The sequence below is a fragment of the Ruegeria sp. AN6 genome, from assembly GCF_056540425.1.
The window spans coordinates 24789-46247 of the sequence record NZ_JBQFWR010000012.1 but is presented as its reverse complement, the minus strand read 5'-3'; the positions used below and the strand labels follow the sequence as shown (position 1 = coordinate 46247).

At 54.9% G+C, this 21459-nt stretch carries 22 protein-coding genes; 17 read left to right on the top strand and 5 right to left on the bottom strand.

What is annotated here, in order from left to right; translation table 11 throughout:
* Positions 1–74: 74 nt before the first annotated feature.
* Genes ACR0MQ_RS17135 through ACR0MQ_RS17125 form a run of 3 tightly spaced genes read right to left on the bottom strand, consistent with a single transcriptional unit; the run spans position 75 to position 1475 of the window.
* On the bottom strand, positions 75–338 hold the full coding sequence (locus ACR0MQ_RS17135; RefSeq protein WP_480609701.1) for a hypothetical protein: 264 nt from the start codon (positions 336–338) through the stop codon (positions 75–77).
* The gene (locus tag ACR0MQ_RS17130; protein WP_480609698.1) at positions 335–712 is read right to left on the bottom strand and encodes a hypothetical protein; all 378 of its coding nucleotides are present in this window, start codon (positions 710–712) and stop codon (positions 335–337) included. The genes ACR0MQ_RS17135 and ACR0MQ_RS17130 overlap by 4 nt, the downstream gene beginning before the upstream one ends.
* Entirely contained in the window at positions 699–1475 is a 777-nt protein-coding gene (locus tag ACR0MQ_RS17125) for an AAA family ATPase (RefSeq protein WP_480609695.1), read from the bottom strand. The genes ACR0MQ_RS17130 and ACR0MQ_RS17125 overlap by 14 nt, the downstream gene beginning before the upstream one ends.
* 452 nt (positions 1476–1927) lie before the next feature.
* On the opposite strand from ACR0MQ_RS17125, the gene ACR0MQ_RS17120 reads away from it, so the two are divergent.
* The 3 genes from ACR0MQ_RS17120 to ACR0MQ_RS17110 are packed head-to-tail and all read left to right on the top strand — an operon-like array spanning position 1928 to position 6059.
* Positions 1928–2374 (top strand): MobC domain-containing protein, encoded by a 447-nt coding sequence (locus tag ACR0MQ_RS17120; RefSeq protein ID WP_480609692.1) that lies wholly within the window; start codon positions 1928–1930, stop codon positions 2372–2374.
* Positions 2371–5091 (top strand): relaxase/mobilization nuclease domain-containing protein, encoded by a 2721-nt coding sequence (locus ACR0MQ_RS17115; protein ID WP_480609690.1) that lies wholly within the window; start codon positions 2371–2373, stop codon positions 5089–5091. Before ACR0MQ_RS17120 ends, ACR0MQ_RS17115 begins: the two co-directional genes overlap by 4 nt.
* A complete protein-coding gene (locus ACR0MQ_RS17110) occupies positions 5088–6059 on the top strand; it encodes an ATPase, T2SS/T4P/T4SS family (RefSeq protein WP_480609687.1) in 972 nt (323 codons plus the stop codon). Before ACR0MQ_RS17115 ends, ACR0MQ_RS17110 begins: the two co-directional genes overlap by 4 nt.
* 279 nt (positions 6060–6338) lie before the next feature.
* Here ACR0MQ_RS17110 and ACR0MQ_RS17105 read toward each other — a convergent pair whose 3' ends face one another.
* On the bottom strand, positions 6339–7682 hold the full coding sequence (locus tag ACR0MQ_RS17105) for a tetratricopeptide repeat protein (RefSeq protein ID WP_480609684.1): 1344 nt from the start codon (positions 7680–7682) through the stop codon (positions 6339–6341).
* A 458-nt stretch (positions 7683–8140) separates the two neighbouring features.
* On the opposite strand from ACR0MQ_RS17105, the gene gntH reads away from it, so the two are divergent.
* From gntH to ACR0MQ_RS17065, 8 genes are all read left to right on the top strand, one after another.
* Positions 8141–9436, top strand: coding sequence for a guanitoxin biosynthesis MBL fold metallo-hydrolase GntH (gntH, locus tag ACR0MQ_RS17100; RefSeq protein ID WP_425079296.1), 1296 nt, complete (start codon positions 8141–8143; stop codon positions 9434–9436).
* 77 nt (positions 9437–9513) lie between these two features.
* The gene (locus ACR0MQ_RS17095; RefSeq protein ID WP_425079295.1) at positions 9514–10536 is read left to right on the top strand and encodes a CobW family GTP-binding protein; all 1023 of its coding nucleotides are present in this window, start codon (positions 9514–9516) and stop codon (positions 10534–10536) included.
* A gap of 5 nt (positions 10537–10541) precedes the next feature.
* The gene (locus ACR0MQ_RS17090; RefSeq protein WP_425079294.1) at positions 10542–10889 is read left to right on the top strand and encodes a DUF1622 domain-containing protein; all 348 of its coding nucleotides are present in this window, start codon (positions 10542–10544) and stop codon (positions 10887–10889) included.
* 20 nt (positions 10890–10909) lie between these two features.
* Positions 10910–11335: a YidH family protein gene (locus ACR0MQ_RS17085; RefSeq protein WP_425079293.1), complete on the top strand. Its 426-nt coding sequence runs from the start codon at positions 10910–10912 to the stop codon at positions 11333–11335.
* Positions 11335–12228 carry a bile acid:sodium symporter family protein gene (locus ACR0MQ_RS17080; RefSeq protein ID WP_425079292.1) on the top strand — a complete coding sequence of 298 codons (894 nt, stop codon included), beginning with the start codon at positions 11335–11337 and terminating at the stop codon, positions 12226–12228. The genes ACR0MQ_RS17085 and ACR0MQ_RS17080 overlap by 1 nt, the downstream gene beginning before the upstream one ends.
* Positions 12225–12926 (top strand): hypothetical protein, encoded by a 702-nt coding sequence (locus ACR0MQ_RS17075; RefSeq protein WP_425079291.1) that lies wholly within the window; start codon positions 12225–12227, stop codon positions 12924–12926. The genes ACR0MQ_RS17080 and ACR0MQ_RS17075 overlap by 4 nt, the downstream gene beginning before the upstream one ends.
* 40 nt (positions 12927–12966) lie before the next feature.
* Complete coding sequence (locus ACR0MQ_RS17070; RefSeq protein WP_480609677.1) at positions 12967–14076, top strand: HlyD family secretion protein; 1110 nt, start codon at positions 12967–12969, stop codon at positions 14074–14076.
* A gap of 117 nt (positions 14077–14193) precedes the next feature.
* The gene (locus ACR0MQ_RS17065) at positions 14194–15669 is read left to right on the top strand and encodes a phospholipase D family protein (protein WP_480609674.1); all 1476 of its coding nucleotides are present in this window, start codon (positions 14194–14196) and stop codon (positions 15667–15669) included.
* A 576-nt stretch (positions 15670–16245) separates the two neighbouring features.
* On the opposite strand, the gene ACR0MQ_RS17060 is transcribed toward ACR0MQ_RS17065, so the two are convergent.
* A complete protein-coding gene (locus ACR0MQ_RS17060) occupies positions 16246–16830 on the bottom strand; it encodes a hypothetical protein (protein WP_480609671.1) in 585 nt (194 codons plus the stop codon).
* A 350-nt stretch (positions 16831–17180) separates the two neighbouring features.
* On the opposite strand from ACR0MQ_RS17060, the gene ACR0MQ_RS17055 reads away from it, so the two are divergent.
* The 6 genes from ACR0MQ_RS17055 (at position 17181) to ACR0MQ_RS17030 (ending at position 21459) form a co-directional block, all read left to right on the top strand.
* The gene (locus ACR0MQ_RS17055) at positions 17181–17561 is read left to right on the top strand and encodes a hypothetical protein (RefSeq protein WP_480609668.1); all 381 of its coding nucleotides are present in this window, start codon (positions 17181–17183) and stop codon (positions 17559–17561) included.
* Positions 17562–17753: 192 nt separating this feature from the next.
* Positions 17754–18161 (top strand): thermonuclease family protein, encoded by a 408-nt coding sequence (locus tag ACR0MQ_RS17050; RefSeq protein WP_480609665.1) that lies wholly within the window; start codon positions 17754–17756, stop codon positions 18159–18161.
* A gap of 596 nt (positions 18162–18757) precedes the next feature.
* Positions 18758–20194, top strand: coding sequence for a DUF1173 family protein (locus ACR0MQ_RS17045; RefSeq protein ID WP_480609662.1), 1437 nt, complete (start codon positions 18758–18760; stop codon positions 20192–20194).
* Positions 20191–20838, top strand: coding sequence for a lytic transglycosylase domain-containing protein (locus tag ACR0MQ_RS17040; protein WP_480609660.1), 648 nt, complete (start codon positions 20191–20193; stop codon positions 20836–20838). The genes ACR0MQ_RS17045 and ACR0MQ_RS17040 overlap by 4 nt, the downstream gene beginning before the upstream one ends.
* Before the next feature lie 28 nt (positions 20839–20866).
* On the top strand, positions 20867–21169 hold the full coding sequence (locus tag ACR0MQ_RS17035; RefSeq protein ID WP_480609657.1) for a TrbC/VirB2 family protein: 303 nt from the start codon (positions 20867–20869) through the stop codon (positions 21167–21169).
* Positions 21169–21459 (top strand): VirB3 family type IV secretion system protein, encoded by a 291-nt coding sequence (locus ACR0MQ_RS17030; RefSeq protein WP_480609654.1) that lies wholly within the window; start codon positions 21169–21171, stop codon positions 21457–21459. Before ACR0MQ_RS17035 ends, ACR0MQ_RS17030 begins: the two co-directional genes overlap by 1 nt.

Genomic DNA, 21459 nt, shown 5'->3' with positions numbered 1-21459 from the left:
ACGGGAGGCCGCGCCGCCTCCCCACGGGCTGCCGATCCGACATTGGAGTTTTCTGGCAGCCCGACAACATAGGATCAGTGCGCCCTATGGTCCTGCATCCTCGCCCTGATCATCTTGGCAATTTCTGTGTCGTTTTCCTGGAGAACTTCTTTGAAGAAGGCCCCAAGGTTGAAGTTCTTCTGGAACTCACGGGGAATCCGCCCGCGTACGGCTTCCAGAGCCTCCGCGATTTCCGAGCCATCCGAGGTCGAAACCTGGATTCGAACAGGTGTCCCTTCCGTGCTTTTGGGCGGGGTAGCTGGGTTCGATCTCACTTTGTCATTCTTCTTCTTGCTCATTGGTCATTGTCCCCAACGCTTTTGCGGATCATTGCAGCAATCTCTGCGTCATTTTCGATCAAAACTTGCCTGAACAAAGTGCCAATACTGATGCCTGATCGAAGGGTTTTTGGAACTGCGGCCAGAATTTCCTCTAAGGCGCTTTCCACCTCACCGCCTTCAGGTGCCGAAACCTGAAACCTGATCGGGGCACGACGCTTTTCTACAACCTGTCTCGCTTTTGGCATTTGGTGCTTGCGCTTGACCGCCTTGGCCGGTTCGGCCGTTTCGGGCTTTAAATCATCTTTGGCCTGCTTGGTCAGATCCGCCACAGTCGGAGCGATGTCTGACGCGGACCCCGACAACAGGTTTTCGATGCTATCAGGCCGGGGCATGTTGCACCTCGCGTTCCTTGAGTGCATTCAACACAAACTCAGCATTGCTCAACGCCTTTTTGCATCGATCGGCCATGCGGCGCGCATTCGACCGGGCTGTTTGCGTCTCCGCCATTTCCATCGCTTCCTCAGCAAAGCCCATCAACCGCCCGATCGTTGTTCCTGTCCGAAGTGCGTCGTCCATTGCGGCCGTGTCGGCAAGTCCACCGACACAGCGGAATCGTTTCTCCAACGCCTGTTTGCCTTTCTGAATACCGGCTGACTGCGCGACAGATTGCCGGGTGAAGACGATCCGGAACTTGTCCTGCGGATCGGCTGTGCTGCCGATTTGCTTCAATGCCGCTTCGCACGACCTGTAGGTCACCATGATCGGATTGAACTCCGCAGACGACCCGTCAGTCGGGCACAGCACCATGTCTGCCACGGCCATAGCCATCGCGGCGGTCATGCTGGGTTCGCCCTTGGTGTCGATCAGCAGGTAGTCGTACCCACCGGCCCGTTCCGCCTCAAGGATGTGGGCGTAAGCCAGCCGGGCATTCTCTGCATCGTCCGCCGCAAACTGCCCGGCTTCGATCAGAAGCTCATCTGCGGGGATCGGGTCTAGCCCGTTTTTCGGATTCAACCAATCCGAGAGTGTGCCTTGTGAATCCAGATCAAGGATGCGCACCCTTTTTCCCTGATGGTGCAAGGCAGAGGCAAAGGCGATGAGCATGGACGATTTCCCAGCCCCGCCCTTGGAGTTTACAGCGGCATAGATTTTCAATTTGGTCTCCGGGTCTGCGCCCGAAAGCCACGCCGCGCAGAGGCGTGCCATAACCGGGCTTGCGATTTCAAACTACCGCGCGATCCGGCACCCGCGCTGATTCAGATGCTATTGCTTTTCTAAGCAATTCGCAACGTTTGCAAATTGCGCATCGGCATAAATTGTCTGTCCTGCAACCTGCAACAGCTGAGGGCTGTTGCTCGCCGATTGCGGCTTGCGATCCGACCGCCGACCAGCAGGCGCTGCTGATCGTTAGATGGGCTGTATCGCCCCTTACAGCCCATCTACATTCTACGCTTGTTTTGCTACGCTTGTTTTGCGGGATAATACAGATTGTGCTATCGACAATCTGTTGGACTTGCAGTCGGCCATCCATTCAACTTAAACTTGAAGCAACCAACGCGCGGTCTGCCGGGGCCTCGCACGATTTCTGATCGTGGAGAACCGCCCCGATGCCAACCGGCCAACCTAAATCCGTCACCACAACCATGCGTTTTGATGAGGACGAATTGGCGTTCCTCAAGCAACGCAGTCAGGCGATGCAGCTGCGCAGTGTGACCGGGTTGGTGCGCGTTTGCCTGCGCGTGGCCTTCGGAATCCCGACCAAAGAAGAGTTCAGGACCCAGCACTTCGAAGCGCATCTGGTCCAGTTGGTGCGCATGGGGAACACTCTCAACCAGCTAACACGTGACGCCGGTGCCGGAAAGCTTCGGCTCGACAAACACGTAGCTGATCAGATCGAAGCGATGAAGGTCGAGATCCGGGAGTTGCGTCAGCTGTTCGAAGAGTACGCTGATGCGGCCCGCGAGCGATCATTTACGCGTGCGCTTGAGATTGAGCGGCGGGCCGAGAAGCGGCGGGCCGCGCGGGTGTCCCCCAAAGCAAAGGCCAGGGGATGACCAGCCTGACCACGGCATATGACCCGGCCTGGGAGGCCTTGTTTGGTGAGTTTCAACTCATTCCGAACCTGAAACCGCGTCCGGGCCAAACCCCCACGCGACCGGGACGGCGGTCCGCGCACCGACAAAGCGTGTCGGGCGGACCGGCCGGGATGATCGCCAATGCGTTGCTGACCAACCAGGCGGTGGTCAAAGTTGTCCGCGGTGGCGGCGTCGCGAAATCCGGCCGTTTGGGTTGCCAGCTGTCCTATATCACCCGGAAAGGCACCGTTGAGATGGAGCGCGGTGACACCGGAGAGGTGGTGCAGGGAATGGATGCGCTGCGCGATGTTCAGGAGGCGTGGGCCAAAGACTGGGCCCGGATGGATGCGCGCACGACAAGCTACACCTATCACGTGATCTTGTCTTACCCAAAAGGCACGGACCGGGAAGCCGCAAAGCAGGCCGCCCGTGGTTTTGCGGAACGGCTGACAAACGGTGCGTATGGCGACCGCTACAAATACGTCATGGCCCATCATGACGACACCGGCCATCCGCATACCCATCTGGTCATCAGCAGGGCAGGGGCGTTGGGGAGAACCCTTCAGCTGAGCCGGTATGGCATTACGCCTCAGGATCTGCGCGACCTGCAAGCCGAGACCGCGCGGGACGTTGGCATTGTCCTGACCGCCACCAGCAGATTCAGCCGCAATCTTCGTCCCAGCCGCGAGAGCAGCGCCCGCATTCATGCGCGCAGAGAGGTTCGGGAGTTGCGCGAACGGCCGGCACCGGACCGACGCAGCGGGTTTCCGTTCTTTGGTGTCGGTCGGCAGCGGCCGGTCGCGCCTGACCAGCTTCAGATGATGAAACATCAACGGAACGCAGATTATGTCGCCTTGGGCAAAACCCTCCGGTCGCATCAGGCCGGGCTCGATCAGGGCATTTTCACTACGCATTACCCCGGGCGAGCCGAGACCCTGGGCACAATTGCAACGGCTGTTCTCGGCGCAGCCAAAATCCTGTTGCCGGACGGGGCTCTCAAAACAGAGGAACTCGACATGAACGAACAAGTCGCCAACCCGATGGATCCGGCACAAGCTTCGGCCATTGACGGTGAGATCAAAGCCATAAGCAGTGACATCCGCAGCTTTATCCAGGGCATGACGGACAAGGCCGATGCCATGGAGGATGAGGACAAGCGCAGTCAGACAGAAGCGGCAATTTCCCGTGTTCTGCGGGACTACGAGCCGTTGATGGATGAAGAGACCAGGACGTTCTTTGGCAAGCGCTTGGAAAGGGATGATGACGTTGAGGTCGGGCGCGACGATACCGACCCGATGCGCCAACGCCGGGCTGCCGAGCGCGATGCTGCAGATCCATCGCGGACGCAGGCGCATGGACAGGACCGCGCGCCCGCAGATGGTCAGGAGAGGTCCCTTACGGATGATCCGCGCGGTTCAGCAACCAAGGCCGTGTTGACCGAAGCGGATCGTAAGGTATCCGAGCATTTCGAAATGATGGGCATGAACGGGGATCTGGCTCTCTCGCGCATTCGAAACGGCGCGGATGTGGATCGTCAGACCCGGGAGAATTGGTTCGAACGCGATGTGCGAACCCTCGCCAATGCTCTATCCCTCAGCGAGAACCAGGCCCGCACTGAAATGAAAGCGGTCTACAAGGCCGCTGCTGAGATTTACCGGGATGCCCGTGGCGAGATCCGCGAGATCAACCGCGCCTTCTCCGAGAACAGGGGTGATCAATATCTGGCGGATCGCGCATCCAGTGAATTAGTCAAAGACATCGCCCGCGAAAAACGGCTTGGGTTTGATGCCGCATCCATTGGCGGACGTCTGGGAGAGATTGAGGCTACAGTGGACAAGCGGGTCTATGGTGAGGCCCGCGCCGATGAGACCACCGCACGCACAGAGGGTCAGACCCGGCAGGGATCGGGGCGCCCGGACTTGAAGGTCGGTGTGCGCGGCCAGATCTTGGCAACAGGATCGACGCTTTACGACACAGAGGACAAGGATAGCCAGTCGCCTTATGTCGATTTGCAAATGGACGGCCGCGACAAGCCTTACCGCGTCTGGGGCGTTGATCTGCCCGACATGTTGGAGCGCCAGAACCTGGCCGTTGGCGACACCGCCACCCTGGCGCATGACGGGTTCAAATATGTCACCGTGAAAAAACGCGACAAAGAAACCGGCGAAGAGAAAGAGGTCGAAGCCAAGCGCCGTGCCTGGAGGGCATCTGACATTGAGCGTGGGCCACGCGAGACCGATCGGTCTCATGACCGTTCCGTACCGCCCCGCGTGTCTTCGCCGGAGGCGGAGCGTGTCGAGCAGATCGCACGGGCAGGCGTCACCGGTGTCATCATCGACGCAAAAGAAAGCCTGGTGCGCCCCGACGATCCGAGCAGTACGTCGTTCTACGTAGATATGAAGGTCGAGGGCAAAGACGCGCCGCACCGGATCTGGGGCACGGCCTTGCAGGACCAGATGGCGCGGAACAACATCTCTATCGGTGACAAAGTGACCTTTGTCGAAGCGGGTAAAGAAGAAGTCACCCGCTCGCGCAGAAACACCGAGACGGATGAAATGGAACGGGTCAATGTCACCCGGATAGCCTGGGATGTGAAGAACATCGATCGTCAGGTTGATCGTGATCCGGAGGTGCAGGCGCGCTTGCGCCGGGACCGGGCGGATCGCGCCAAGGGGGATCGGGGGATCACCCGATGAGCCGTCATCTTGAAAGCACATTGAAACGCGTCTTAGGAGAGCAATTGCTCTCCGATCCACACCTGTCTGAGATTGTCCTGAACCCTGACGGGCGGATCTGGGTCGAGCGCAGCGGCGAGCCTGCCATGCGCCCGCTTGAAGAACCCATGGGCGAGGACGACGCTTTGGCCTTGGCGCAGGACCTGGCCGGTGGAAATCCGATCTCCAGCAAAACGCCCTTGGCCGGTTCGCAATTTGAAATCAACGGCTCGCTCTGGCGCGCCCAAGTGGTGGTCAAACCCGCTGTTGAGGATGGCGTTGCCTTTGCCCTGCGCCGCGCCGTTGCCAGTGAAATGTCGCTTGATGATCTGATAAAGGGTCTGCCGGATTCGGAAGCCAACATGGCTGATCTGAAAACCGGCGTGGATCCGGCCGATGCTGCCGTATTCGATGCCTACGACAATGGTGGTTTTGGAGGTTTTCTGCGGGCAGCAGTCAAGGCCAAGTGGAACATCCTTTTGTCTGGCGGCACGTCATCTGGCAAAACCACCTGGTTGCGCGCCTGTCTTGCTGAGGTCGATCCCTCCGAGCGGATCATGACCATTGAGGACGTGTTGGAAATTCGGCCTGGTCAACCCAATGCCGTGTCCCTTGTAGTGAACAAGAACGCCACCAGCAGCGACCTTCTTAAATCCTGCCTGCGGTTTCGGCCGGATCGGATCATTATGGGCGAGCTGCGCGGGTCTGAGGCCTATGATTTCCTGTCAGCGATTAACTCTGGTCATCCCGGCGGAATTTCCACCTTGCACGCAGCCTCGCCGGACTCCGCACTGTCACGTCTGGCTCTGATGGTCCTGCAGGCGGATACCGGTCTGACTTATTCGGAGATCCTGGAATACTGTCGCTCGATGATCGATGTGATTGTGCAGTTTCGGAAGACGGGGGATCAGAGGCGGCCGGTTGCTATCAGAGTGTTGCGACAACGGTAATCTGAAAGCCCCTTGGTGCTTTACGACTCTCGTCGTCTTGGTTCTATGCTGCCGGCGCAGGCAATTGGGATAGCAGCCGTTCGTTCTCTTTTCGACGAAGGAGGAAGAAGAGCCCAAAGTTGCCAATGGTGCTCAGGGCGCGAAAGTCTGCGATGTGTAGATAGGAGCACTTACAGCCAAATTGGTTGAAACAACGAGACTGAGGTTGATGTTATCGATTGGAGGGAAGGTGGCGAGTTGGTCGCGCGGACACCTTCGGCTAGCTGAACGTCTGCTGACTCAACTTGGTGAATACAGATCAAGCACCGAAAGAACGCGCGAACGAGTTGCAGAGTTATTCACGAAAAACCGAGCGATAACTTCATGGGCAGGAAAGTCCGGCCAAGTGTCCAACATTTCGACGATTGCCTTCTCCGCCCCTGAAGTATTACCTGTTTCGTGATAGGCGGTCGCGAGCAAAAAGAGGCTTGGAGGACTTACGGGATGGCCTCGCTCTGCTGCTTTGGAGAAGGCCTCAATGACTTCGTCATAGTTCTCCAGCATTAGTTGTGAAGCGCCGTAGATATTGTTGTATGCGAAACGGCCGACGCCCAGTCGAGACCGTTGTGGGTGAGACACTTCGGCCATAAACTTTGGATCATCTACCACTAGGGCCGTGATGCCTATTAGATCCAAAGTGTGGCCGTCTTGAGGGCTAAGGTCCAAGGCAATTCTGGCACGTCTAAGCGCTCCTTCAATGTCTCCCGTCACGGCAAGGGTCCAACCATGAGCGGCTTGAGACCAACCATCCAAAGGGTCCAGCGTGGTAGCGTGCTCTGCCATTTCCAAAGCTTCACCAATCAAAGCGGTAGATGCGTCAGCATTGCTTGTAAGCAGTGACTTAAGTGTGAGTACTTGGGCCGAACCCGCATAGCCTGCAGCAAGGTTCGGATCGAGTTCAATCACATACCGAAACGTTTCCAAGTTGATGGCTTGCCGTCGGAAGTCGAATAATGGAAAAAACAATCCACGAGTTTGCTCGGCTAAGTTTACCGCCTGAACACTGGTAATTGACTTCTCCCGAAGTGCAGCCAGTTCTGCGGCGCTTTTAACGGTTGCGAACTCCGTTTTCGATTGGGAACCGCGTAGACCAAAATACCCCAGGACAAATACCAACAAAAGCGTTGTTCCGATGAGGGGAAGCAGGAGTTTATGACGCCATAAACCGACAGAGTGCGAAGATTTCGACTGGCTTTGTCCGACACTTGGCTTCGTCGCGACGGATCGTTCAAACTGTGGTCGATACCCTCCGGTTTGCATACTTATGCGCAAAGTGTCCGATCTGCCCGCGCCACTGTAATAATCCTCCAAACCACGCCGTAGGCGACGGGCTTCAACCCGCACGAGGTTTAGTGCCCCTCCGTTCTCGTCAAGTTCCTTATCGTAGACATCGGTCGCAATAACTTTGCCCTTTATAGAACTCCCATGACCGTCAAGTTCCTGATCGACAATGTATCTCAAGAAGGACTGCAGTCTGGGTGAACCAGCAAACTCTGCAGATGTAAGGACGCGCTCAAGTGCGTGTCTAATTTCTTCAGCCGTTACCATTTTCTTAGAAAGACCTATTTTAAGCTGTCGTTTCAATCAATTAATGACCATCCCGCTCCTCTGAATTTAAGCTGAACTTACCCCTAGCTCACCGTAACTCACTTTCCTTTCGCTCCATCCACCTTCTAACATATTGGCTAAAGTGAATACAAAAAGGTCACATTCTGCCATGAACTGCAGGGAACTCCACACCCTCATACCCGAGTATTCCGAGGCAGCTCTGTCCCGAGCGCTAAGGAACGAAAATGTACGTGAAGCGGTGGAAGACCTTGATGAAGCCCTTAAGCATGTAGCCCTCTCACCAGAAAAGTCTCCTGTACGAAGAGAATGGGAGACTGTTCGAGACGAGCTGCTGTCTGAAATTCGACGCCTTGCGCAGAGACTCTGCGATGCCAATTGACATCGTCGATGTGAAGGAACCGCCGATCCTGATCTTCAGGAACCAGGGACAAGCCAAATAATGCGTAACAAACAATAACTCGGAGGATCCAAAAATGAGCCAACCACGCAACCCTTACGGGCAACGCCCCGGCGGTGGCATCACGCTGCCGGAGTATTTCCGGCCAACACCCGGCTGTACAAGCAACAACTTTTTCCCGCCCAACGAGCTTTTGCCAAAAGGCGAGATGCGGATTTGTTTTCCGGGTAGCACGCCTTGGCCTCCGACGATGGTACAGTCCGGCACATGCATTGTCCTGGAGTTGGGGAACGGTACTCCCTTCCCGCGCCGCCTGTTCTTTGATTTCGGCAATGGCTGCGTAAGGAATATTATTCAGCTTGGCATTTTGCCGCCGATGGTGCGCGACATCTTCATCAGCCACTTGCACGTCGACCACTATGCAGACCTGCCCTACTTTATGCCGTTCCGCGCATGGTCGGGTGGTTGGCGTAACGGATTGCGCATTTTCGGCCCATCGGGTGACCGGCCAGAGACGGGCACCCAATATATGGTCGACAAGATGCATGAGATGATGACATGGCATCTTGAGAACTTTGACCACTGCCCGATTGGCGCCGGCTACGACACCGAAGTTGTCGAGTTCGACTACAAAGACGAAGGCGGTGTGGTACTGGAAGAACCCGGTTTGAAAGTCACGCACTGGGCGCGAAGCCACGTGAAAAGCGGTGCGTCAGCATATCGCGTAGATTGGGAAGAAGCCGGATTGTCCTTTGTCTGGACAGGCGACGGGCGCCCTGATGAAAGCACAATCGAGTTTGCGAAAGGCTGCGACATTTTCGTGACCGAAGGACAAGCCGATCTACCGCAACTGCTCAACTACAAATACGGCACGCCCAAAGAAGTTCTGGAATTCACTCTGGATACCTACCACACGCCTTACTATGCGGCGGGTTACCTGATGAATGAAATCCAACCTCGGGCTGGTGTGATCTGTCACTACACCGAGGAATCAGCAGGCGAAGCGATCGCGGAAATCCGCGCGCATTGGGATGGTTTGTTCCTGTTCGGTGGTCCTGACATCAAGGTAATCAACGTCACCAAGGATCGTATCTGGGAACGCATGGCTCTGCGTCCGGAAATGCCAGCGATGCAGCCACCAGATCCCAGAACGTTACCGTTCCCGGATGGCGAGATGCCGGACTACATTCAGATCCCGAAACCGCGTTTGCCGCGTGAGGAACAACAGGATGCCTTCCTGCGGGAACGGGAACTAGATCCGGCCCTCTACATGCCTGAGGACGTGCTCCGTCCACTGACGCAGCACTACGATGAAGAAACGTTCCGCTTCGACCTCCACGCCCTGATTGCTGCACGCGATCATACGGATTGATCTGATTTTTGACTAAAAATACGCGCCGCGTTTCTGAGCCACGCGGCGCGATCACAGTTCTTGCCAAGGATGCAGCCATGAATAACGCCCCAAAAGAACCTGTACCGCTGACGATCCTAACAGGGTTTCTGGGTGCGGGAAAAACCACTCTGCTGAACCGGATTTTGAAGGGTGGTCATGGGTTGAAAGTTGGCATTCTTGTGAATGATTTCGGCTCAATCAATGTCGATGCAGAACTGGTTGTTGACGTCGAAGATGGGATGATCAGCCTCGCGAACGGCTGTGTCTGTTGCCAGATACGAGATGATCTCGTTGAGTCAGTCGCCGCATTGATCGAACGTGATGATCCCATCGAGTACATACTGCTTGAAGCCAGCGGCGTGGCAGATCCAGCAAGCATCTATATGACCTTCGTGGATTCAGCCTATCGCGACCTGATACGGCTTGACAGTGTGACGTGTGTCGTCGACGCCGATCAAGTCTTCACTTATGACGACCCGGACCTTGCCAAACTCAAGCTGCAGCAGATCGGATTTGCGGATCTTGTAATCCTGAACAAAGTTGATCTGGCAGGTGTTGAGGAAACTGCAAAGGTAAAGAGGTGGATAGACGGCTTCTTCTCAAGGGTTCGCATCGTTCCTGCCGTCAAGTGTAACGTTCCACTCGAAATCCTGCTGTCTGTCGGTCGTTTCGATGTGTCTCGCGCGATGGCTGATCATGCGAATAGCCACGACCATCATCATGGGCACAATCACGGTTCTTTCTTTAGCACCTGGAGTTATACGCGCGACGCTCCCTTGCAGCGCAAAGCGCTGGAACGAATGATCAAGAGAGAACTGCCATCTAATATCTATCGCTGCAAAGGGTTTGTTTACCTCGATGACGACCCGAACAACCGTTATTTGCTGCAAGTTGTCGGGCGGCGGGTCGAGTTGACAAAAGACCGCCCTTGGGGGGCCGAGGATCCGGCAAACCGGATCGTTGCCATCGCACACAAAACAACTCTTGATCAAGCGCACTTAGGTGAGTTGTTCAATGCTTGCGCAGTGTCGTCTGTCAGTCGAACTGAAAGTCGAGATGAACCTGCCGCAACGGGATAGTTACCATGCATGGGTTGGAAATCCTGATCGTTCAAGCAGCGAGCTATATCCAGATACTATTCGAAGCGGCGAGCGTCATTGTTGTTGCAGCAGGAGGTGTTGCCTTCGCTCGAGCGTTCATTATGCATCGAAAGTCGGACGCCGAGCCAGTCGCGCGGCGCATCCTCGGAAAGTACCTGATCGTGGCGCTCGAATTGCAACTAGGCGCAGACATTATTGCAACCGCAACAGACCCTTCAATCGAAGAACTTGCAAAGCTTACGGCCATCGCCTTTGTCCGAACCTTTCTAGACTATTTCCTGGTTCGGGAAATTCGCGAAGAGCGGGTCGCAGACAAACCAAATGAGACCTAGAATTATCACTGAGGCATACCATGGATTTTGACGATGAGGATGAACCGCAGCGTTCTACCAACCAGTTGGCTGGAGAGCGCACGGATCTTGCATTCGAGCGTTCCCGGCTTGCATCGGACAGGACGACGATGGGATATATGAGAACGGCCACGTCACTCATTGGGTTCGGCTTCTCCATACCCGCACTATTCAGAATTCTGACTGAAGTTCCCGGGTTAGAAGACGCACCGGTGGAACGCGCACGTTTTGTTGGTTTGTTCATGCTGGTACTGGCGGTGCTGATGCTGTCAGTTGCTATCATACAACAGATAACTTTTCTTAAGCGACTGTCTGATATCTCCGGAAAGCCTTTTCCGATTTCACCAGCATTGATCTCTGCCGGTTTAGTCTTCGCAGTCGCAATTTACGCTACAATCAGTATTCTTTGGAATGTGGAACCACTGTGATGGATTCCCCGCTTCCTTTCGAAGAATTCGTCACGCTGTTCATCCATATTTTTCTCTGCCTCGCGATGCTCTGCATAGGATTGAGTGCAACCTTTCGCGAAATGGGTGACGCCCTTCTCGAACGCAAACGGCTTACCCGTTTGCTTGCAGCTAATGTCTTCATCCCGCCGATAGTTGCGATTTTGATCATAGGGTTCTTTCCGCTTCCGCGACCAGTGGGCGTCGTTTTGTTTTTGTTGGCAGTGGCTCCTGGCGGTATCAACGCAGTCCAGTTCTCGACCAAGGCACCAGGTCAAGCCGGTGCAGCTGGTGGGTTGTTGTTTCTACTATCGATAATTGGCTTGATACTAGCGCCGGCGGCGGCGCAGATTGTTCTACCTGCTGATGCACTGGAACGTGTTGCCTGGGATCAATTGCTAATCCGTATCGTGGCTGTCATTGGGGTTCCACTGTTGTTGGGTATGTTGATCCGTCGTTTTTTTCCAACAGTGGCCGAGCAAATTTACAAACCGGCGATGCTCATATCGACAGTTTCTTTTATTGCATCTGTCGTAGCGAGTCTCGGGGCCAGGCAAGAAGCGGCCGTAGGTCTTGGGCCGATAAGCCTGATCGCCATGTTGATCTTCATTCTCTCGCTCATGGCGGTCGGTTGGTTTTTGGGCGGCAGCAATCGGGAATATAGGCAAGTTCTGGCCATCTGCACAAACCTGCGCAATGTTGGCCTCGTTTACCTTCTTGTGGATGCGTGTTGCTTCAACCCGGCCTATTCGGCAAGCGTCTTGGCATTCATGGCGCTGATGGTTCCAATCAACCTGGTATTCACCATTATCTGCGCGGTAGCGCGGAAACGGAAAAACCAAGCCACGAAAGATGGTGAGGGTACCGGAGCATGACCAGATGGCGAATGATATCCCGTGCTTTTTTAGGGGCATTCTTTGCTGTGGCGGCTTCCAAGTCTTGGGCGCAGACCGTTCCAGATGAAAAACTCTCGGATGATCCGACCAAGATCGTTACGAAACTCGGCGTCCGTTACAGTGATTTTGGCACGGTATTCGGCTCGGTTGCTTTCGGGCCTGTCACTAAGATCAACGTATCAATCTCGGAGGACGATCAGTGGCGCATAGGCGGATCTTACCTCTTCGATTTTGGCATCGTGAATATCTCGGCCTCAGAGCAGGAACTCGAAGGCGGTGTCATGCAAACGCAATACGCCATCGGAACGTTCGTACCTCTTGCTGCATTTGGCATCCGACCGAAAGGGTGGTTTTTGTTCCCGGCTCTCGGTGCAAACTACACCGATGGTCGGATCAGCAACAGTGATTTCGAGTTCGCCGATGCCTTTCCCACCGAAATCGCCAGCAAAGGTGGATATGTCGGATTGTTGGGTCTCAAACCTATTTCTGAACGCTGGACGATAAAGACCGCGGGTGTCCTATCCGCCGGCTCAAACGACTACTCAGGGTTCAGCATCGGTGCAGGTGTTACCTTCAATGCGTCGCCAGACGACAGCATCAGTGTGTTTGGTAGCTACATCGACAACACGTTCGGACAACGTAACCTACTTGGCATCAGCTATACGCGCGAGTTTTGACGACAGCGGATGTAAAAGAAACACGGTGAGGGAAATCAAAATGCTCATTATTCTCGGCTTGTATTTTGGCATTGTTTGGCTTGTTTTTGCCAAGCTTAAAGTCTTGCCTTGGAACGGGTTCTTCAAGACAGTCGTTTATAGTGGAGCATTGGTCATAGCGCTGGTTGTGATCGGAGCCTTAAACCACACGACACCGTCTGGGACTGTGTCTGTGCAAGGCGCGGTCATCAACATAGCGCCGAACGTATCCGGCCCAGTCACTGAAGTTGCAGTAGAAGCGAACCAACCTGTGGCAATGGGTGATGAGTTGTTTCGAATTGATGATATCACCTACGCGGCGGAAGTTGCTCGACTTCAAGCTTCACTCGCATCAGCACAGTCGGCAGCAGACCAATTGAAGACGGACTATGAGGCGGCGTTGGCGGAGATTGAATCTCTTGAAGCTCAACTCTCTTTCGGTGTGCAACGTCGCGATGACATCGTTCAGCTTACTGGACGCGGCGCTGCAGCAGAGTTCCAATTGCAGGAAGCAGTTTCCACGATTGAACAACTCGAAGCTGGTCTGCGTGCAGCGCAGGCGCGTAGGCGAAGCCTTGAACGACGCATCGCGGCTCAAGTGGACGGAGTCGATGTCGGAGTTGTAGAAGTTCAAGAGGCGCTGGCCCAAGCTGAGTGGGCATTGCAGCAGACAGTTGTACGTGCGCCTGCTGACGGTATTGTGACGGCGCTCTCGCTTCGGCCTGGCAATCGTGTCACGACCTTGCAAGGTGCTGTGAATTTTATGGTTCCTTCAGATCGTCTGCTCGTCGCGGCGTTGCCGCAAAGCAGTTATCCCAACGTGTCCGTTGGCGATACGATCCGGATTGCTTTGGGCACAATGCCTGGTCAAGAGTTTGAGACCACTATACGTTCAATCCCGCCAGGAACGCGAGAAGGCGCGTTGGACACGAGGGGCGGGCTACCTAGCCTGCGCGAACTGACTGGTGCGTCGAGCTACATCGTCACTATTGATATCCCAGAAGGCCTTCCTTCGGATCGTGCGCAGCTTGGTACATCAGGAACCGCACTGGTAGTCACGGAAGAGGCCGGTGCAATTTCAGTGCTGGCTGAAATCCTGTTTTGGATCGCTAAGAAACTCAACTACATTTGAGCTCAGGTTCAACAAAACGGGCAACCCGGTGCACCAATTACAGGAAACTGAATGCGGTTGATCAGAATTTGTTTGGTTTTGATAGCGGTGATTGCGCTAGCCGTTGTTGGGTTAAGGTTGGCTTTTCCGCTGCCTGAGGAGAATTTTTCGCAGCAAACGTTGAAACAGGACGCCGATTGGGCCGGCCCCTTGGGTGAAACCATTAAAAACGTTGTTGAACGCAACCGCGGGCTCGATGGGGTGCGGACTTTGGGCGATGGGCGCGCCGCATTTGCGGCCAGGGCTATCCTCGCGAGAGAGGCGACTTCCTCAATCGATGCGCAATACTATATTTGGCAAGATGACGTCACCGGCCTTATGCTTCTTGACGAGCTTAGGGCAGCAGCCGAACGCGGTGTTCGGGTCAGATTGCTGGTCGACGACAACGGTATCTCGGGGCTGGATGATCTGCTTTCAGAGCTAAACGCTCTCACCAATGCGAACGTGCGTATTTTCAATCCGTTTACGTTGAGAAAACCCAAGCTCCTGTCTTATGCAATTGACTTCAGCCGACTGAATCGGCGGATGCACAACAAATCAATGACTGTAGACGGGGTTGCCACGATTGTTGGGGGGCGCAACATCGGCGACATCTATTTCGACTATGGGGCTGGAACGCACTACCTGGATTTAGACGCTATAGCCATCGGCCCAATTGTAGACGAGGTTTCACGATCGTTCGACGCCTACTGGAACAGTGCTTCGTCTTACGACGCTGGACTATTTTTAGATCCTCCAGCAGTAAACAGCCTGCAATCCAAGGCGGATGCAGCACGGCAAACCGCCGTTGGCGCAGGTTATCAAAACGCGATTCAGGAAAGTGTACTGGCCGACCACATCGCGGCTCATAACCTGAAGTTTGATTGGAGCGAGGTCACCCTTTTTGTTGACGATCCTGCGAAGGGATTGGGCGAAGTTAAAAGTGAAGACCTGATGGTCGAACAACTGATCGAATTCGCTAAAAGTTCACAGACCTCACTGGACCTAGTTTCGGCATATTTTATTCCTGGCGAAAGAGGTTCTAAGGTCTTGGAGGAGTTGGCCAGGTCAGGTGTTAGGGTACGTATATTGACCAATTCTTTGGACGCGACAGACGTGATGCCGGTTCACGCTGCGTATATGCGTTATAGATATGATTTGTTGAACAGCGGGGTAGAACTGCTGGAGCTGCGAGCCCTGCGGCGGGAACATCGCGACAGAAGCCTGCCAGAGATCCTGGCTGGGTCGGCATCAGGGCTGCATGCAAAAACCTTTGGCTCAGACGGTGAGCGGATCTTCATTGGCTCATATAACCTCGATCCAAGGTCTGCGCATCTCAACACTGAAATGGGCATCATGATCGAAAGCCCAACGATTGCTGCTTCACTGGCTGAGCAATTGAACAAAACCGAGTTTTCGTATCGCGTAGAGCTCAATAACAGTGGCGAGATGATTTGGATTCAAGAAGAACAGGACGGCACATTCACTGTGCATACTACGGACCCGGAAACCAATAGCTTTCATCGAGGGCTTACCGCAATCGTCAGGTGGTTACCTGTCGAATGGATGCTGTGAGTGGTTTCTAAATTGTTGTAGTATCATTTTAGCCGGGCAAACTACCCGTTCACCCGTCGGTTGGGCCGACAGAGACTTTGATGTTGATCTTTACAATCTCCATCCTGAGCGAACGCGCCTGCTGGGTACCTTGGGAGCACCATCACAACTAAACTGGACAGCCCAACACATCATCAGACATTGCACCCCAAAGGACCTAGTTATTCGTGTTGTAGTATGCGAAACTGCAAAGTTCAGTTTTGAATATCCGCTTTGAACTGGACAGCGGTCATTCCCAAGCACATTCCAAATGGCAGCTTCGTCCCGCATCTTACCAGTTCATGCTCGGTGCAGCGAACGACGATTGCTGCGCTTGCACACACGCAATCAGAATAGACCATTTGCACGAGCTGACATGTTATTCGCATCTAATGTGATCCGGGACAGATGACTTCATTCGCAATTGATGTGAGTTTGGCACCCCGGATGGACGCAAAAAAGTTCGAGCGAAGATTCACGCGGTTTGCAATCCAAGCGTTGGGTAAATGCAGTTTGTTACAGACATTGTATGCTCAGCTGGCCGTCCGGGTGCGCTGGTCAATAAAAGACCAGCTCGTAATCATATCGGCCAAAAATGTCTGACCACTCGACACCAACGCCGCGAAAATAGCTTGGGCAGTTTTTGCGGAGAGGCAGCCAATCCGGTCTTGGCCCAAGGGCACGATCCGACCAGTGGAAGTTGGCGTTCTCGTCATAGGTTCCGACAACCATGTCCAGGCGAACAGAACATGGGCCTTCGCGCTCGCGGACCCTGTAACTGTAGTGCCGCACATCCCAAACGCGGATGGATCTGACAACGTCAAAGTCCGCTGACGACAGATCGACGCTTGTCAGTGTTGGCACCGGCAGGGCAGGGGATCCGATCCAAGTGTTAGCCAAAGGCGTTTGCAATGAACCGAAGGGTATCCAGCTCGCATTCTGGTCTGCGCTACTAGTTGACCAGAGTTTTGAGGTGAGTGAGGCCTCGACCACAATTGCATCTTCTTCACCGGGCAGCTCGGGAGTTGGTGTCGCACTTACGGCCTTGATCGCTTCCAGGCGTTGCATCGGCGTGAGCTGGGATAAGCCAGAGGCAACGCCCATCGGGCAGCGCCAAAGTTGCAGTGGCGGCTCAACGGGCATGGGTGTTATGCGCCGAATGAACTCCGCTCGCGCTGCATTGCAATCAGGGTCACTCGGCCACCCGCCAGCGAGGCAAAGGAATATCGCGCAATCAATCGGGTAGCCTTCGGCTGGGGCTGATAAACCAAGTGCCAGGGCGGACGTGCATCCAAGTAGCGTCATGCGAAACATAGTAGGATCCTTTCAAGCAACAGAGATTGAGTGAATTGTGTCGGCTGAATTCTGCATAAATTTTAGAACACATTATTTTCTGTTTTGCAAATTTGAAATTATGTATTATTGAAAATACCAGATCTGAACTTTCGCAGGTTTCGAAAGGATGTAAGAAGTCGTCTCATAGGGGGACGACCATGCCGCACAGAAAGAACTTTCCATTGATCACACAAGGCGAAGCACGAGACCTTGTTGAATCGGGAAAGGACTATGAATTTCGGTATGACCTAGTCGAGCTGGGGCAAAATGGACGTCCGCAATACATTTGCATCTATCGCTACGATGGGAAGGACAACGTCCTCATCTCTGAAAGGGCGACGTCTCAAGGGGTTGTTCCTCGAAGACTGTCTCTGTTCCCGGGCCTGTTTAATTTCCACAACCGCTTCAGACAAGGCAGCGACATCATCCTCCACAATGATCTCACGATCACGACCGATGGAGTTCGGGGGCACATCAACCTGGACTTTGACAAAGACCCTGATCAGGACGATTCAGAAGACGACGGCAAAGCCAAGTAGTCTGAAGGTTAACTTAAAACAGGCAGTGGCTATCGGCCGTCTGGGCCAAGGCATTTTTCGGCTACTCTTCGAAAAAGCACAAAAAAACGCGATCCGCCCGACATGGCGCGGGGCAGGGGGCACGCACGTTGATGTTCCTTGCTTCGTTGCTCGAGGTCCTGACTTTCTTCTGCAGAAAGGAGGACAGGGCGCATGAATAAACTCCTTCTTTGTGGTGCGGTACTGGCCGGGCTGCTGGTCGCAAACCATCACCTCGGCCAGACGACCAAGGTTCTGCGCGCCTCGGAAGTTGTTGCAGTAGACGGCGACACCATCGACCATGGCGATGATCGCTATCGTCTCATCGGCTTTGATACGCCTGAGACTTACCGTCCACAATGTGATGCGGAAAAGGCTCTGGGCCTGAAGGCGAAAGACAGGCTCACGGACCTCGTCCACACAGCTGGCCAAATTAAGTTGGTCATCCAACCAGAACTGGACAAGCACGACCGTTTCTTGGCGTTCGGACGTGTGGACGGACAGAACGTCGGGGACATCCTGATTTCTGAAGGTCTCGCGCGGCCATATAGCGGAGGCAAGCGCCAATCCTGGTGCGTCTGATCGGAGAACAAATGCAGCAAGAAGAAGGAAACTAATCGAGCAATGAACGGTCCTGTCGGTTGTTGGCGCAATCGACAGGACCAGAAACGCCCCAAGCCCAAGGCATTCCTCAAACATTAAGAGAGAACCATAAGCGATGAAGAATACAGCAACCCTCAATGCTGCTCCTAAAAAGGACAGCATTTGCGCCGGAGTCAATGCCTCTGACTTCGGAAAGCAATAGCGACTTCTGAACGGCCTTCAGGGGTCCGACAGGCGTGCGCTCAAGCACGCCAGAACCACACCTCATAAGACTTATTATGTAAACTATGCTGACCTAATTGGGAGAACGGAGGAGTGATCGCCGTGACCTTCGACACCATCAAATCCAAGCCACGCATTCTTCTTGCCAAACTCTCTCCGATGCATGTGGTGCTACACCGAAGAGAGAGCGTGGCAAAGCCCAGATTGGGCTGTGTCCACCACATAGCCGCGACGTGCAATCAAACAGGTGCGGCTTATTCAAAGCTACCGAACGCAACCCTTTCAAACCAATACGAAAACAATTTCGATCACGAATTTGTCAACATGCGCGCAAGAAAACCGGGACAATCAATATGACCCTGTTCCTCAACGGCATCCCCTTAGTGATCGATAGCGAACACGGACAACGCGCCCTGAAGGCCGCGCACAGCGCGGGCGCGCGCGTTGAGTGCGGATGCTGTGTGCCCGCCCCGAAAATGTATGTCGCGGCAACGGCGGGCAAGTTCATCGTAAAACGGATGCCGGGAACCGGACCGGATCATGCGATTGATTGCCCGTCCTTCCTGCCACCTGAAGAATTGTCAGGATTGGCGCAAGTCCGGGCGTCGGCCATCACCGAAGATCCCGACGACGGCACAACCACGCTTAAACTGGGCTTCCCACTGCGAAAGAACACCAAATCCCGGGCCGCTCCGGAAATGACCAGTCGGAAGCCAACCGAGGCGAAGGCCGCGCCACGTAAGCTGACCATTACCAGTGTTTTGAACTTCCTCTGGCATGAGGCTGATTTGGGCAAGTGGTATCCCCGGATGAACGGAAAACGATATTGGGGCGTGATCCACTCCGCCCTGCGCCGGGCCGCTGTCGGAAAGATCGCCAAAGGACAAGACCTGTCCCACATTCTCTACGTCCCGGAATACTTCAAAGTGGACGATAAGGCAGAGATCGCAGCCAGACGGAACCGGATCTTTGCTAATCTGCGGCCAGCTAAGCACGGTGCCACCCCATTCGGCCTGGTCATTGCCGAGTACAAGGCCATGGAAGCTACGGCGCATGGCGCGCGGTTCATCTTCAAACATGCCCCCGATTGCGCGTTCTTTGCTGATGCAGACCTAGCACAGAAATTCGAGAAAGTGTTTGGGGATCAGCTGCGCCTGATTGAAGCCATGGGGTCCGGCCATGCCATCGTGATTGCCAGCTTCTCCATCGCAAAGGCGGGATACCCGACCCTCCATGAAATCGGCCTGATGCAGGTGACGGATAACTGGATACCGTTCGAAGGCCTGCGTGATCGGGATGTTCTGACGGCGCTGACCGAACAATCCCGCGCTTTCCAGAAACAGATGCGGTTCAACCTGCCAGCCGATGCGCCGATCGCATCGGCGGTTCTGCTGGATACCGCAGATCCAGTAGCCCTGTTCGTTGCCGACAATCCCGACGATTCCGGAGCACTGGCGCTGCTCACCACCGCCTCGGAAGAAACCCGCTACCCGAGCTGGTGCTGGTTTGACGAGGGGCCAATGGGTCCATTCCCGGCTCGCGGCGTGCGCATCTCCGGCCACCACTCACGAACATCGAAGGGACGTGCGGGCAAGCACGGGGAATCTGAGGTTCCTGAGTATTTGGCGGAAAGTAATCCCGATGAAGACGGTAAATTCCCTCCCCGCCGACAGGACGATGTCGCGACGGAGAGGGATGCCGATCAAACTCATTTTGGGATGGGGTTCGACCAGCAATCTCCCCCTACTTCAACTTCTTCAAGGTCCCAAAAGGACAGTTGGTCGACATGAATAACTTGTTCAAACCGTTGCTGATTAGCCTCCCTTTGATCACGGCATTCGCATCATCTGCCCAGGCGCAGAGTGACGAGGCCGCAATTTGCGCGGGTCGTGATGGCCCGCTGTTGAGTGGAGGGCGATTGCTATGCGCGACCGCCCCCACCCGCACCTGCCTGGAACCGGCATTCCGGGCAGGTGCAATGGTTTGCTTACACTATGAAGATGGCGGCGATGCTGAACAGGCTACACCAAAAATTGCAAGCTCCCGGAGCAAGGGCGAATGGGCCGGTGAAGCGGAACGGGCTGCAATGCGCCACGGTGTTCCGGTGCCCCTGTTTCACGCCCTGATCGATCAGGAAAGCCGCTGGAATGCCAACGCGATCAGCCCCAAGGGGGCACTGGGATTGGCGCAGCTGATGCCCCCAACAGCCGCCGCCCTTGGCGTTGATCCGCATGATCCGGTTCAGAACCTCGACGGCGGCGCGCGATATCTCAAGGCCATGTTCCTGAAATTCGGCAACTGGCGGCTTGCGCTGGCAGCCTACAACGCCGGACCCAATGCAGTGGAACGCTATGCCGGCGTACCGCCTTACTCCGAGACCACCCATTACGTCGCAACCGTTCTCGAAGGGGCCGGGCTACCCCCCGACGCCTGACCCGCTCAAACCAAGGAGACTGAACCATATGAAATGCAACCCAAAGAACCTCGCAGCGCTGACAATGTTGGCCCTGCTTGCGTTAAGCAGCCCGGCCCTGGCGCAGGACCTGTTTGCGGCCCCTGTATCCATTCTAACCCAGATACGCGCCTTCATCACAGGCGCCAACGGAATCCTGCTCGGCGGCGCAGCCATAGCACTTGCCGGCATCTCCGCGGCCAGCCCGCGCGTGCCGGTCACGTGGGGCCATTTCTTCGTCATCATAATCGTGTTGGGAATTTTCTTTGGCGCATTCGGGATTGCGGAAGCCATTCAGGGATTTGCGACCTGATGAGTGATGACAATCGGATATTCCAGGCAATCACCCGGCCCTCAGAGAGAGCCGGGATGCCGATGACGTTTCACATCTTTGCCGTCAGCATACCCCTGATGATCTTCATTACGACGCAAGGCTATCTCGGCTTTTGGGGATTGCTCGCAATTGTCCCGTCATATCTCGCTGCCCGCTGGATCGTCTCCGTCGATCCCTATCTGCCGGATCATCTGGCAACGATGGCCGACTGCAAACTGTTCACCAAAAACAAGCCCTTCTGGGGCGGCAATTCTTACGCCGGAGACTGA

Excerpts from the sequence above, each read along its gene's own strand:
- ACR0MQ_RS17120 (WP_480609692.1), top strand. The coding sequence starts at position 1,928 with ATGCCAACCGGCCAACCTAAATCCGTCACCACAACCATGCGTTTTGAT.
- ACR0MQ_RS17040 (WP_480609660.1), top strand. The coding sequence starts at position 20,191 with ATGAATAACTTGTTCAAACCGTTGCTGATTAGCCTCCCTTTGATCACG.
- ACR0MQ_RS17030 (WP_480609654.1), top strand. The coding sequence starts at position 21,169 with ATGAGTGATGACAATCGGATATTCCAGGCAATCACCCGGCCCTCAGAG.
- ACR0MQ_RS17070 (WP_480609677.1), top strand. The coding sequence starts at position 12,967 with ATGCTCATTATTCTCGGCTTGTATTTTGGCATTGTTTGGCTTGTTTTT.
- ACR0MQ_RS17090 (WP_425079294.1), top strand. The coding sequence starts at position 10,542 with ATGCATGGGTTGGAAATCCTGATCGTTCAAGCAGCGAGCTATATCCAG.
- ACR0MQ_RS17095 (WP_425079295.1), top strand. The coding sequence starts at position 9,514 with ATGAATAACGCCCCAAAAGAACCTGTACCGCTGACGATCCTAACAGGG.
- ACR0MQ_RS17075 (WP_425079291.1), top strand. The coding sequence starts at position 12,225 with ATGACCAGATGGCGAATGATATCCCGTGCTTTTTTAGGGGCATTCTTT.
- ACR0MQ_RS17055 (WP_480609668.1), top strand. The coding sequence starts at position 17,181 with ATGCCGCACAGAAAGAACTTTCCATTGATCACACAAGGCGAAGCACGA.
- ACR0MQ_RS17035 (WP_480609657.1), top strand. The coding sequence starts at position 20,867 with ATGAAATGCAACCCAAAGAACCTCGCAGCGCTGACAATGTTGGCCCTG.
- ACR0MQ_RS17050 (WP_480609665.1), top strand. The coding sequence starts at position 17,754 with ATGAATAAACTCCTTCTTTGTGGTGCGGTACTGGCCGGGCTGCTGGTC.
- ACR0MQ_RS17060 (WP_480609671.1), bottom strand. The coding sequence starts at position 16,830 with ATGCCCGTTGAGCCGCCACTGCAACTTTGGCGCTGCCCGATGGGCGTT.
- ACR0MQ_RS17115 (WP_480609690.1), top strand. The coding sequence starts at position 2,371 with ATGACCAGCCTGACCACGGCATATGACCCGGCCTGGGAGGCCTTGTTT.
- ACR0MQ_RS17110 (WP_480609687.1), top strand. The coding sequence starts at position 5,088 with ATGAGCCGTCATCTTGAAAGCACATTGAAACGCGTCTTAGGAGAGCAA.
- ACR0MQ_RS17080 (WP_425079292.1), top strand. The coding sequence starts at position 11,335 with ATGGATTCCCCGCTTCCTTTCGAAGAATTCGTCACGCTGTTCATCCAT.
- ACR0MQ_RS17085 (WP_425079293.1), top strand. The coding sequence starts at position 10,910 with ATGGATTTTGACGATGAGGATGAACCGCAGCGTTCTACCAACCAGTTG.
- ACR0MQ_RS17045 (WP_480609662.1), top strand. The coding sequence starts at position 18,758 with ATGACCCTGTTCCTCAACGGCATCCCCTTAGTGATCGATAGCGAACAC.
- ACR0MQ_RS17130 (WP_480609698.1), bottom strand. The coding sequence starts at position 712 with ATGCCCCGGCCTGATAGCATCGAAAACCTGTTGTCGGGGTCCGCGTCA.
- ACR0MQ_RS17135 (WP_480609701.1), bottom strand. The coding sequence starts at position 338 with ATGAGCAAGAAGAAGAATGACAAAGTGAGATCGAACCCAGCTACCCCG.
- gntH (WP_425079296.1), top strand. The coding sequence starts at position 8,141 with ATGAGCCAACCACGCAACCCTTACGGGCAACGCCCCGGCGGTGGCATC.